Origin of the sequence: Microbispora sp. NPDC049633, assembly GCF_040675265.1 — a bacterium.
Lineage (GTDB): Bacteria > Actinomycetota > Actinomycetes > Streptosporangiales > Streptosporangiaceae > Microbispora > Microbispora maris.
This window is the reverse complement of sequence record NZ_JBFAOO010000217.1, coordinates 1-11,928: the sequence shown is the minus strand read 5'-3', so window position 1 is coordinate 11,928 and position 11,928 is coordinate 1. Positions and strand designations below refer to the sequence as shown.

15 protein-coding genes are annotated in these 11,928 nt (G+C 68.6%); 11 read left to right on the top strand and 4 right to left on the bottom strand.

The window, feature by feature from the left end; translation table 11 throughout:
* A partial coding sequence (locus tag AB0J39_RS33855; protein WP_363472250.1) for a helix-turn-helix domain-containing protein occupies positions 1–257 on the bottom strand: 257 nt, incomplete at its 3' end.
* Positions 258–376: 119 nt separating this feature from the next.
* Between AB0J39_RS33855 and AB0J39_RS33850 the strand changes: the two genes are divergently transcribed.
* From AB0J39_RS33850 to AB0J39_RS33825, 6 genes are all read left to right on the top strand, one after another.
* A complete protein-coding gene (locus AB0J39_RS33850) occupies positions 377–1,456 on the top strand; it encodes an ADP-ribosylglycohydrolase family protein (RefSeq protein WP_363472249.1) in 1,080 nt (359 codons plus the stop codon).
* 239 nt (positions 1,457–1,695) lie between these two features.
* Positions 1,696–3,513 (top strand): DUF2075 domain-containing protein, encoded by a 1,818-nt coding sequence (locus AB0J39_RS33845; RefSeq protein WP_363472247.1) that lies wholly within the window; start codon positions 1,696–1,698, stop codon positions 3,511–3,513.
* A gap of 86 nt (positions 3,514–3,599) precedes the next feature.
* On the top strand, positions 3,600–4,226 hold the full coding sequence (locus AB0J39_RS33840) for a hypothetical protein (RefSeq protein ID WP_363472245.1): 627 nt from the start codon (positions 3,600–3,602) through the stop codon (positions 4,224–4,226).
* Between the two features lie 672 nt (positions 4,227–4,898).
* Positions 4,899–5,228, top strand: a complete 330-nt coding sequence (locus tag AB0J39_RS33835; protein WP_363472243.1) for an NPCBM/NEW2 domain-containing protein — start codon at positions 4,899–4,901, stop codon at positions 5,226–5,228.
* Between the two features lie 132 nt (positions 5,229–5,360).
* A complete protein-coding gene (locus tag AB0J39_RS33830) occupies positions 5,361–5,726 on the top strand; it encodes a hypothetical protein (protein ID WP_363472240.1) in 366 nt (121 codons plus the stop codon).
* 74 nt (positions 5,727–5,800) lie between these two features.
* Positions 5,801–6,280: a hypothetical protein gene (locus tag AB0J39_RS33825; protein ID WP_363472239.1), complete on the top strand. Its 480-nt coding sequence runs from the start codon at positions 5,801–5,803 to the stop codon at positions 6,278–6,280.
* Positions 6,281–6,460: 180 nt separating this feature from the next.
* Here the strand turns inward: AB0J39_RS33825 and AB0J39_RS33820 are convergent, their stop codons facing one another.
* Positions 6,461–6,700 (bottom strand): hypothetical protein, encoded by a 240-nt coding sequence (locus AB0J39_RS33820; protein ID WP_363472237.1) that lies wholly within the window; start codon positions 6,698–6,700, stop codon positions 6,461–6,463.
* Between the two features lie 129 nt (positions 6,701–6,829).
* Between AB0J39_RS33820 and AB0J39_RS33815 the strand changes: the two genes are divergently transcribed.
* Positions 6,830–7,147 carry a hypothetical protein gene (locus AB0J39_RS33815; protein ID WP_363472236.1) on the top strand — a complete coding sequence of 106 codons (318 nt, stop codon included), beginning with the start codon at positions 6,830–6,832 and terminating at the stop codon, positions 7,145–7,147.
* Between the two features lie 262 nt (positions 7,148–7,409).
* On the opposite strand, the gene AB0J39_RS33810 is transcribed toward AB0J39_RS33815, so the two are convergent.
* Positions 7,410–7,931 (bottom strand): TIGR03086 family metal-binding protein, encoded by a 522-nt coding sequence (locus AB0J39_RS33810; protein WP_363472234.1) that lies wholly within the window; start codon positions 7,929–7,931, stop codon positions 7,410–7,412.
* Between the two features lie 19 nt (positions 7,932–7,950).
* On the opposite strand from AB0J39_RS33810, the gene AB0J39_RS33805 reads away from it, so the two are divergent.
* A complete protein-coding gene (locus tag AB0J39_RS33805) occupies positions 7,951–8,784 on the top strand; it encodes a helix-turn-helix domain-containing protein (RefSeq protein WP_363472233.1) in 834 nt (277 codons plus the stop codon).
* Between the two features lie 378 nt (positions 8,785–9,162).
* On the opposite strand, the gene AB0J39_RS33800 is transcribed toward AB0J39_RS33805, so the two are convergent.
* The gene (locus AB0J39_RS33800; protein ID WP_363472230.1) at positions 9,163–9,513 is read right to left on the bottom strand and encodes a hypothetical protein; all 351 of its coding nucleotides are present in this window, start codon (positions 9,511–9,513) and stop codon (positions 9,163–9,165) included.
* A gap of 175 nt (positions 9,514–9,688) precedes the next feature.
* Here AB0J39_RS33800 and AB0J39_RS33795 point away from each other — a divergent pair, with 175 nt between their 5' ends.
* The 3 genes from AB0J39_RS33795 to AB0J39_RS33785 form a co-directional block, all read left to right on the top strand.
* On the top strand, positions 9,689–10,876 hold the full coding sequence (locus AB0J39_RS33795) for a thiolase family protein (protein ID WP_363472228.1): 1,188 nt from the start codon (positions 9,689–9,691) through the stop codon (positions 10,874–10,876).
* Positions 10,873–11,550, top strand: a complete 678-nt coding sequence (locus tag AB0J39_RS33790; protein WP_363472225.1) for a 3-oxoacid CoA-transferase subunit A — start codon at positions 10,873–10,875, stop codon at positions 11,548–11,550. The genes AB0J39_RS33795 and AB0J39_RS33790 overlap by 4 nt, the downstream gene beginning before the upstream one ends.
* On the top strand, positions 11,547–11,928 hold a 382-nt coding region (locus tag AB0J39_RS33785; RefSeq protein WP_363472223.1), incomplete at its 3' end, for a CoA-transferase. The genes AB0J39_RS33790 and AB0J39_RS33785, both read left to right, overlap by 4 nt.

The window sequence follows — 11,928 nt, the reverse complement described above, 5'->3', positions numbered from 1 at the left end:
CCGAACGCGCAGCGCGGGGCGATCCGGTAGAGGGTCGCGGCGGGCCCGCGGCGGGTGGTGTCGGCGCCCGCCTCCTCCACGAGCCGGAGCGTGAGAAGCTCGCGCAGCGCCTGGGCGACGGTGGTCTTGGACAGGCCCGTCGCCCTGGTGATCTCCGGCCGGCCCAGCGGCCCCTCGCGGTCGACCACGTCGAGCACGGCGCGGGCGTTGATCGACCGGAGCAGGCCCTGCGGCCCGGCCAGGTAGTTCCCGCTCACGCTCACCCCGCGTTCCGGCCCGAGTAGGCCGGAAAGTTTCCTACTCGAGGTGAGCACCGTTTCTATCCGATCCGCGATGTCGCGACAAGAGGGTCAGTTTTGACGCTACGGTGCGAGTTGTGAGCGATGTTCCGTTCGGTGCACGGGTGCGCGGCTGTCTGCTGGGCGGGGCGATCGGCGACGCCCTCGGCGCCCCCGTCGAGTTCGACTCGATCGCCGCGATCCGCCGCGATCACGGTGGAGCGGGGCTGACCGATCTCGCCCCCAATTGGAACGGCAGGACCGGCCTGGTCACCGACGACACCCAGATGACGCTGTTCACCGTCGAGGGGCTGATCCGCGCCCACGTACGCGCCGGAGAGAGAGGCATCGGCGGCGGCGAGGTGCAGGTGGTGCGCCACGCCTACCTACGCTGGCTGGACACCCAGGAGCATCGCGTGCCGCCGCCCGAGGACGGCCTCGTGCGCACCGGGCGGCTGCGTGAGCAGGCCTGGCTGTACTTCCGCCGCGCGCCCGGCAACGCCTGCCTGTCCGGGCTGCGCGCGGGCCCCGGCCCGCTCGCCGCCCCCGGCATGCCCGGCCCGGTCAATCCGGGTTCGAAGGGCTGCGGCACGGTCATGCGTTCCGCCCCCTTCGGACTGGCCACCCGCGACCCGCGCGAGGCCTTCACGCTCGCGGCCGACTGCGCGCAGATCACGCACGGACACCCCACCGGCTATCTGGCGGCCGGGGCCTTCGCCGCGCTGATCTGCTTCCTGGCCCAGGGTGCGCCGCTCGCGGAGGCCGTCCACGACGCCCTCGCACTGCTCGCCGAGCGGCCCGCGCACGAGGAGACCACCGCCGCCATGGAGGCGGCGGTCGCGCTGACCGGTACGGCGGAGCCGTCGCCCGAGACCGTGGAGACGCTCGGCGGCGGATGGGTGGCGGAGGAGGCGCTCGCGATCGCGGTCTACTGCGCGCTGGTGAGCGGCGACGACATCGAGCGGGCGTTGCTGCTCGCGGTCAACCACTCCGGCGACAGCGACTCGACCGGCTCCCTCTGCGGCAACCTGCTCGGCACGGTGCACGGAGAGCCGGCGCTGCCGGGGCGCTGGCTGTCCCGGCTGGAGGGCAGGGACACCGTCGTCGAGCTCGCCGACGACTTCACCACCGCGTTCACCGGCGGCCGCCTCTCTCGCGACAAGTACCCCGGCTGCTGACCCGCACCGGCCGCGGCTCACGCCGCCGTCGCACGACGTGATGCCCCGCCTTCGCGAGGGAGTGCGTGCCGCTGGATCGTTGTAATCTTCCGGACGTATCGGTGATGCGGCCCGACGGGCTTCCGCTACTCACGTGAGAGCGGACATGCCCCCATACCGCACGAGTCTTCGTGCTGCCTGGGGGTTGGTCCGTGGCCGTTGTCCGGCATTCCGCGGAAGGTCTGCTTCAGCTCGCGTCGGTGCCGGAGAGGGTGCTCAGCGAAGTGATCGCCGAACAGCTCCGCATCACCCAGGGCGTCAATCCCGGCGCGAGCGAGCGGAGGTCCTGGGACCGCAGCCTGCCCGTCCTCGCCCGCGACCTCGTCGACGCCGGGCTCGGCGGCGTCGAGATGCTGCTGGAGTACCAGTTACCGCTCACCAGCAAGCGGGCCGACGTGATCCTGGCCGGAGTGGACCGGCACGGCGGCGACGCGTACGTCATCGTGGAGCTCAAGCAGTGGAGCCAGGCCGAGCTGTACGAGGACGACGCCGACCTCGTACTCGTCCCCGGCATGGGCCACCACCCCAAACTCCATCCGGTCCTGCAGGTGCGCGGCTACTGTGACTACCTCGCCGACTTCGTCGGCACGTTGGAGCACCGCCGTGACGCCGTCCGCGGCGTCGCCTACCTGCACAACGCGAACGACCTTGACATCCACGACCTCTACGACCGCGTGGAGGACGACCGGACCCGTCTGTTCAGCCAGAGCCGTCGTGGCCGGTTCATCGACTACCTTCGCGCCCAGTTCGCGCCAGAGCCCGGCGCCCTCGCGGCGGACAGACTGCTGTCGTCCGCGGTCCGGCCTTCGAAGCAACTGCTGAAGGTGGCCGCGGCCGAGATCAAGCATCGCGACCAGTTCGTCCTGCTGGACCGGCAGCGCCTGGCGTACGAGATCGTGCTGCACGCGGTGGAGAAGGCCAGGGCGGCCGACTCCAAGGCAGTCGTGATCGTCACCGGCGGTCCCGGCTCCGGAAAGAGCGTCATCGCCCTGTCGCTGCTCGGCGAGCTGGCCGAGCGCGGCTACCCGGCACACCACGCCACGGGATCGCGATCCTTCACCCAGACGATGCGCCGCCACGTGGCCAAGGGCTCCACGCGGACGAAGGCGATGTTCAAGTACTTCAACAACTTCATGGCCGCCAGGCCGAACGAGCTCGACGTGCTGATCTGCGACGAGGCACACCGGATCCGCGAGACCTCGGCGAGCCGTTTCACCAGGGCCGCCGACCGCACGGGTCGGTCCCAACTCGACGAGTTGATGGCCGCGGCCCGCGTGCCCGTCTTCCTCCTGGACGAGCACCAGGTCGTACGGCCGGGCGAGACCGGCACCGTCGCCGACATCAGGGCGCACGCACAGTCCCTCGGACTGACCGTCCATCAGGTGGACCTGGACGCCCAGTTCCGCTGCGGCGGCAGCCGGGCGTACGAGGAGTGGGTGCTGCGGCTGCTCGGCCTGAACGGCGAGGATCCCGAGGCATGGGCCGGCGACGCAAACTTCGAGGTCACTCTCGCCGAGTCGCCGTACGAGTTGGAGGGACTGCTGCGCGGCAAGCTGAACGACGGTTACTCGGCACGGATGACGGCCGGGTTCTGCTGGCGATGGAGCGACCCGGTGGGCGACCGCCTCGTATCCGACGTACAGGTCGACGGCTGGTCCAAGCCGTGGAACGTCAAGGGTGACCGCGCCGTCGGCGACGCCCCTCCCAGCGCGCTGTGGGCCACCATGCCGGGCGGCTTCGAGCAGGTCGGCTGCGTGTACACGGCCCAGGGCTTCGAGTACGACTGGAACGGCGTCATCTTCGGTTCCGACCTCGTCTACCGTGACGGCCGCCTGGTCACCGTACGCGCCGCCAGCAAGGACCCGGAGCTGATGAAGAAGTCCGTCACGGACGAGCAGGCCGACCGGCTGATTCGCAACACCTACAAGGTGCTGCTCACCCGCGGCATGATCGGCACCGCCGTCTACTCGGTGGACGCCAAGACGCAGGACTTCCTCGCCTCGCTGCTGCCGGATTGAGCAAGGCGGCCTCTCTGGACGACGTGCCCACAACTGTGCTCAGGTCGAGCAGTTCAACGAAGCACGAGGAGAGACGACGCCAGGCCATGACCCTCATCACTCTGCGGCAGGCCGCGGACCGCTTCGACATCTCGCTCGCCGCCTTTCGCAAAATCGCGGCAGCGGGCCTGCTCCCTGCGGCCGGTCATCCGGGCGCCACGCCGGTCATCCCTGAGGATGCGGCGCGGCGCATCGCTGATCGCTCTCATGTGACAGCGCACCTCCTTCTGTCAGCGTCCGCGAGTACGAACACCGTCGCGGTGCTGCGCGTCGATGTGGCGAAGCCGGTCCGAGACGAGGACCGGCCCTACATCGGCTTCCATGCCGACCTGGCACCCGAGCACCTGCTGGAAGCGCTCCGCGGCTGGTGGGTGGGCAGCCCGGAGAAGATCGCGCGGGCCGGCGTTCTGCCCGTGACACTCGGCGGCTTCGTTGTGGCGGTGCTGACGGGACTGGGCGGCTGGGAAAGCAAGCTGCCCGGCGACGGGTTGATACGTCACCGATTCGACGCACGGCTCGCCGGCTACATCACCGACCTCGACGCCCCCGTCAACGCGGTCCGGAGCGGCTCACCCGAGGACCTGCGAATCGCCGACCTCGTTCTCGGCAGGCGGCTCAGATCCACCTCGGGCGGACCGATCGCCTATGTGACCTCATCGGCGCGCAAGTCGTGACGCTGGGCTTCCGCGTGTAGCAGCACATCGCCGAGGGTCAGGCGTACGTGCTCAGCGAGTTCGTGACCGGCGGGTGCCTCCGGCAGCCTCGCACCGAGACCCGTCTAGACCCGCACCAGATGACAGTGACACCGCGCCTCGGCGCATGTGATCGGCGCGGGCGTGGCAGGCCAGTGGACGCCAAGCCCTTCGTTTGGTGAAACGTTCGCAGGCCTGAATCTATGCTCCTGTAAAATCACAACTGCCCGCCTGGACCTCTCTCGTTATCTTTTGGTCGGATAGAGCTGTGGCTCCAGATAGCGGGCAGGGACCTACGACTGGCGCCGAACCGGACGGCGCACGAATAAAAAGTCGCGCTGCCCGCGAGCGCTCGCGGCAGGCGCACAGCCGGATCCCTGCCAACAGGATTATTCGAGGCAGCCGTCACCCGGATAAAGGCGCAGAGTGATGTTGAATATGTTTGATCGTCGTAGGTCAGCGTGGGTCGCGCTAGCTCTCACCCTTACAAGTCCGCCGGCATCCGCCGCGGGCAGCTATACATGGCATCGCATTCCTGTCGCAGAAAATATCAACTACACCGCTCGCGAAAGCGCCCCACTCCCGATCCAGGACGTCCAATACCTAAGCACAATACAAGCAGTCACAGGGAGCCCTGTTGCGGAATCAGCAAATGTGAACGGGACGACATACCCCCAGAGCATAACACTGAAGCCGAACAGCCCATGGGAGGGCGCGAATCAAGCCGAATACGACCTTTCCAGAGCATGGCAGACGCTGAAGGCCACGGTTGGTGTACAAGATGACGCTCCAGCCGATGCCAAAGCTCTCGTCGAGGTCTACGGCGACGACACCTTGCTGTACCACAACCAACTCGGCCTCGGCGAGGCCGATACCATTCGAGTCAGCATCGGCAACGTACTGCGGCTCAAACTCAAGACAACGTGGATATCGGGCGACAGAGTCTACAGCGTGGTCTGGGGAGACGCGGCGCTGGAGAAATAAGCGTGCCGTCTTCAGAGCTGCGCGGAGCGCCGACTCCCGGCGCGTGGCCCCCAGGCCACGAGATACCGGGGCCCGCAAGAGACGTCCCCATCCTCATCCTTAACCACATCAGAATCGAACAGAGGAACAGCAATGCACTACAACGGACAGTCCGTCGTTCTCGGATCGGCCCTGCTCGCGGCCGTATCGCTCGGGCCTACAACAGCGCAAGCCGTGGCAGCCCCATCGGGGGAGAACCAGACTCTCGTCGCCGGCCCACAAATCGAGACGGACGACTACTCGCCCTATCAGGAGGGCTACGAGAAGGGAACCCCGGAAGGCTACAAGGCCGGCGCGTCACAGGCATATAATAAATGCGATTACGATTGGGGAAAGGGCCGCCTTGACCCGAGCGTCAGCAAAGATGCTTACGGGCTAGGATATGCCGAGGCCTACAACAAAGAGTACGATAAGGGGTTCCAGGAGGGTCAGGCAAAATACTGCACGCCTCCGGGATAACAGCTATGGTCGAGATGCAGCACTAATACGCCGATCGGTAAGCACCTTACCGCCTGCTTCGAGTGGGCCCTCACGTGACCAATGGTCTCGACCCTACAGTTCACCCATGGCAGTCGAAGAAAGTTCATGCGATGCCTGAACTTATACGCTTCATCGTCCTGGCCTTCGCGATGCTCACCGGCGCCGCCTCATTGTCGGCCGCACATACAAGCGAAATCGTCCTCGGTCGCGGGAGTCAGACACAGGCATACGCGAACACCGACGATCCATCCGGCAGATGGAAGGGGACCTGCACGAAATTCTCAACAGGAGCCACCTGGGACGCACAGGTCATTATTCACGACGATGGTACTTATATATGGACGAGCACCTTCCCGGCGACGAGCGATAATCCGGGTTGGACCACCACCGGCACCGGTCGGGTCGACCGCACCTCGGGGCAGTTGAGGGAAAATGAAAACAAAAGCAGAACGCACATCTACTCGGTACTCGGCAATCGCATGCATGTGATTTCAGACATGTCAGAGTGCTGGTTCACACGATCCGACACCTAGCGGGCCACTCAGCATGAGCTATGAGGGTAACCCGTTGCTCATGATCTCGACACTCAGATCGACGACTCTACGGAACGTGAAATCCATTCAATTACCGTACTGGCGTGGAGTCCTCGCCTGGCGGCTGCTCGCGCGCAACTACGTCACCCTCGACGCCCGACCGGCCGACGGCCCTCGTCTCTAGAGCAGTCCCCGCAGCACGAACCGGGGGAGCACGCGATTTGAACAGGCCGCCCTGACCGACGCGCTCCGCTCGGCCAGGCCCGCCCTCGCACCCCGCCAGGCGCTGATCGTACGGCTGCGGTTCGGCCTCGACGGCACGGCGGAGCAGACCCGACGGCAGATCGCCGAGACGGTGGGGCGCCACACCAGTGGATGAGCCGACTGGAGCGCGAGGCGCTGGCCCGCATGCGTGATCACGACGTAGGCAGGACGATCGCCGCCTGGGCTGCGTGAGACACGGGAGCGGCCCAGGCCGCTGCCGCGCCGTATTCACCACGGCAGCGGGTCGGAGTGCCTATCTCGACCCGCGGTGACGCGGAGGCCCGGGTGAACGAGGAGTTCTTCGCCGACGAGGAGGAGTCGCTGCTCGCCATCCTGGACGGCAATATGGTCTCGGTGATGTTCCGGATCAACGGCGTTCCCCACTTCGCCGCCCGGGCGGACGGCGACTGGGTGCTCCTTCCCGTGGAGCGGCTCTACCGCTTCCCCTTCCCCGTCACCAACCGGACGTTCATCTCCGTCTCCTTCGACTACGGGGCGGCGGCTACTCGAGCGGGAGGGGTTTCGAGGCCATCGCGGAGATCCGGCCCGGGCTCAACTTCGCATGGGAGGACTACTCGGACGAGGCCTGGGACCGGGAGATGACCCTCTCCCGCGAGCCCTCCCCGAGTTCGCCGCCGGACATCTGCCGTACCGGTTCAGCGACCGCATCATCGCCGTCGCCCGGGGCGGGGAATACCGGTTCCCCGGCGACCTCTGGGGCCACGAGTGCGAGGAGTCCGAGGTCGAGACCAATCTGGGCGACGACGAGAAGTGGTACGTCGTCCGCGGCGCGGCTTCGAGCGTCATGACCCGGAAGGCGTACGCTTCCTGGCCGCCCTGGGGCTGTCGCCGGACGGGGCCGGAATCAGGGTGTCCAGGCCGGGTCCCGGCCGATGACGCCGAGCAGACGGTCGAACGGAGCGGCGTCGTCCGGGACCGCCACCGGCGGTCCGAAGGCGCCGCGACGTCTGCCCATCTCCACCATGGTCTCGGTGAAGCCCAAGGCCCGCTCGACGGCCTCCGGGTCCGGCTCGTACTCCTGCCCGGTGGCCCGGGCCAGGTCCCACCCGTGCACGACCATGTCGACGAGGTACATGTGGGCCAGCGTGGTCATCGGCATGCCCATGGCGGGGCTGGTCCCCTCCCACGCCTCCGGCCGCGACCAGGCGGCCAGCGCACGCCCCGCCCGCTCGGGGAAGTCGCCCGTGTAGGGTCCCTGCTCGACGCGCGGTCCCTTGCGGGCCAGCGACTCGAACAGCTCCGCCACCCACTCGAGGTGGTTGATCAGGTCCTTGACCTCGAACTTCTCGCAGGGCGTCAGGAGCCCGAGCTGCTCCTGCCGCACCGAGCGCACCAAGCCCGCGGTTCGTTCGGTGGCGCGCGTCATCAACGGCATCATCTCTCGCATGGCAGCCATCGTGCCGCGCCCGCCCGAGGCGCGGCTTGTAGAAACGCGACAGCGCGGCTGGGTGAACCCGTACGCCGGGCTCGACGCCTTCGACTTCGTCCGGCAGGCGCCGTCGCCCGGGATCTCGGCGTACGTGGAGCACTTCTGGGTCGTCACATGGACGGATCTCGACGAGCCGTACGAACAGCGGATCATCTCGCATCCCACGGTGAACATGACGATCACCCGGGATTTCCACCGGATCGCGGGAGTGATCAAAGGTGGCTTCTCCTACACGATGCGGGGCAGCGGACGCGTGCTCGGCACCCGCTTCCGCCCGGGCGGGTTCCGGCCGTTCCTCGACGGCCCCGTATCACGGCTGTCCGGCCAGTTCGTGGAGATCGGCGAGATGTTCGGAGCGGCCGGCGCGGCCCTGGTCGAACGGGTCCTGGCCGAGCCCGACTCCCGGGCCGCCGTCGCGCTCATCGAGATGTTCCTGCGGAATCTTGGCCCGTCCGAGGATCCGCTGGCGGAAGAGGCCGCGGCCCTGGTGGCGATGGCCGAGGACGACACGTCTGTAACCAGGGTCGACGAGCTGGCCGCCCGATCGGGGCGGTCGGTGCGCTCGCTGCAGCGGCTGTTCCGGGACTACGTCGGCGCCGGCCCCAAGTGGGTGATTCGCCGCTTCCGGCTGCACGAGGCCGCGGAGCGGATCCAGCAGGGCCTCGACCTCGCCACGCTGGCCGCCGAGCTCGGCTACACCGACCAGGCTCACCTGACCCGTGACTTCACCGCCGCCGTCGGGATGCCGCCTGCCGCCTACGCCCGGCTCAGCGGCCACGTCGCGCGCTGATGCGGCCCGGACTTCGAAGGGCCTCAGCGGCGGCATCCGCCGGGAGCCACTGAAACCGGGAGCCACTGCAACCGGACGCGGTTGCCCGCTACGAACCCCGCTGCCCAGCCCTGAACGCGAGCCGGCTCAGCGATCCGCCGTGCCGGAAGCCAGGCCAGGCCCACCCCGCATCCGGTGCCGGTCTCACCGATCATCTCGGCGCCGGAGGCCAGGGCGTACAGCAGGCGCCCCTGCTCAGGCCGGCAGGAGGGACCGAAGCCCGCCTGCCGCGCCGCCTCGACCGCGCGTGTCGACCAGTGGGGACAGTCCCGTGAGGCGGTCGTACGCCGCCGTGCCGTCGATCGACATCGCTCCAGGTTAGGACGACGGACGCCCGTCTCAGTAGGAGCAGGCGCGGCGGGGCAGTTTACCGGACGCCTTGATGGTGACCGTCTTGTGGCGCGAGCTCTTCGGATCGCTGATCCACATGGTCAGTCGCGGGTACTGGTGGGCGCATACTCTCTTCTCGCTCTTCTTCAGGTGCTTGAACCGGTAGATCACGCGCTTCCAGTTCTTCTCGGGGGTCTCGACCATCCATCCCTCGCCGCTCTGCATCTCTCCGAGGCAGCCGCGGACCCCCTGGCACGGGCTGCTGTACGTCGTCGCGGCGGCGGCAGGCCGGGCGGCCGGCACCTGCGCGACGAGCATGGTCAGGGCGACGGCCGCGCCGGCGGCGAACTTCCTGGTCACGTGTGCTGTCCTCACGATGGTTCTCTCAAGGTCGGCCACAGCCTGGCGCGTCACTCTTGTGAGCCGCTTGGAGATCGTTTGCGGCCCGCACCGGTGGCGCGTCGACCGCATGGACTATGCTCGCAATGTTCGCAAAATGAACCGGCGTTCGCATAGCGAACAAGAAGGGATCGTCATGGGCTCGGCCTTCGTCTACGCCGCGGCGCGCACGCCGTTCGGCAGGTTCAACGGGGCACTCGCCGACGTCCGGCCGGACGACCTGGCGGCCACCGCGCTGCGCGGTGTGCTGGCCAAGCTGCCCGGGCTGGATCCGGCGGAGATCGGCGACGTGGTGTGGGGCAACGCCAACGGCGCGGGCGAGGACAACCGCAACGTGGGCCGGATGGCCGTGCTGCTGGCCGGGCTGCCGGTCACCGTGCCCGCAACCACGGTGAACCGGCTGTGCGGGTCGAGCCTGGACGCCGCCGTGATCGGTTCCCGGACCGTCGAGAGCGGCGACGCCGACGTCGTCGTGACCGGTGGCGTGGAGTCGATGACGCGGGCCCCCTGGGTGCTGCCCAAACCGTCGCGGGCCTTCCCCGCCGGTGACGTGACGGCCGTGTCCACGACGCTGGGCTGGCGCCTGGTGAACCCGCGGATGCCCAAGGAGTGGACGGTCTCCCTCGGCGAGGCCAACGAGCAGCTTCAGGAGCGCTTCGGAATCTCGCGCGAGCGGCAGGACGCCTTCGCCGCGCGGTCGCACGTGCTGGCCGACGCGGCCTGGAACGACGGCTTCTACGATGACATGGTCGTCCCGGTCGAGGGCGCCGCCCTGACCCGGGACGAGGGGATCAGGCCCGGCACGACGCCGGAGATCCTCGCCGGGCTCAAGCCGGCCTTCCGCCCCGGCGGCACCATCACGGCCGGCAACGCCTCCCCGCTCAACGACGGCGCATCCGCGGTCGTGCTCGGCTCGGAGGCCGCCGCCGGCCGGATCGGCGCGGACCCGATCGCCCGTGTCGCGGGCCGCGCCGCGTGCGCGCTCGAACCGCAGATGTTCGGGTACGCGCCGGTCGAGGCCGCCAACCAGGCGCTGCGCCGGGCCGGCATCGGCTGGGACGACGTCGGCGCCGTCGAGCTGAACGAGGCGTTCGCCGTCCAGTCGCTGGCGTGCCTGGACGCCTGGAAGGTCGATCCCGAAATCGTCAACACCAGAGGCGGCGCCATCGCCATCGGCCACCCGCTGGGCGCCTCCGGTGGGCGCGTCCTCGGCACGCTCGCCCACGTGCTGCGCGAACGCCGCCGACGGTGGGGCGTGGCCGCCATCTGCATCGGCGTCGGCCAGGGCCTGGCCGTCGTCCTCGAGAACGTGAGCGCCTCATGACCGCCGTGTTCACCGACCCCGACGAGGCCGTGGCGGGCGTCGCGGACGGCTCCACCGTCCTGATCGGCGGTTTCGGCCTGGCCGGGATGCCCATCGGGCTCATCGACGCGCTGATCCGGCAGGGCGCGACCGACCTGACCGTCGTCAGCAACAACGCGGGCAACGGCGACACCGGACTGGCGGCGCTGCTCGCCGCCGGGCGGGTGCGCAAGATGATCTGCTCGTTCCCCCGGCAGAGCGACTCGTGGGTGTTCGACGGCCTCTACCGCTCCGGGAAGATCGAGCTGGAGGTCGTCCCGCAGGGCACCCTGGCCGAGCGCATGCGCGCGGCCGGAGCCGGCATCGGCGCCTTCTACTGCCCCACCGGGGTCGGCACCCCGCTGGCCGAGGGCAAGGAGAGGCGCACCATCGACGGCCGCGACTACGTGTTGGAGTATCCGATCAGAGGGGACGTCGCCCTCATCGGCGCCCACGTCGGCGACCGGATGGGCAACCTCGTCTACCGCAAGACCGCCCGCAACTTCGGGCCCGTCATGGCGACCGCCGCGACGCTGACGATCGCGCAGGTGCACCACGTCGTCGAGACCGGCGGGCTGGACCCCGAGAGCGTGGTCACCCCGTGCATCTACGTCGACCGGATCCTGGACCTGAGCGCGACGGAGGAAAACCAGTGAGCACCGTGGAGCACCCGGACCGCGGCCCCCTCGCGCGCGACGAGCTCGCCGCGCGCGTCGCCCGGGACATCCCGCCCGGTTCCTTCGTGAACCTCGGCATCGGCCAGCCCACGATGGTCGCCGACCACCTCCCGGCCGCCTCCGGGGTCGTCCTGCACACCGAGAACGGCATGCTCGGCATGGGGCCCGCCGCCCACGGGGACGAGATCGATCCCGATCTCATCAACGCCGGCAAGTTCCCGGTCACCGAGCTGCCGGGGGCGTCGTACTTCCACCATGCCGACTCCTTCGCGATGATGCGCGGCGGCCACCTCGACGTGTGCGTGCTCGGCGCGTTCCAGGTCTCCGGACGCGGCGACCTGGCCAACTGGCACACCG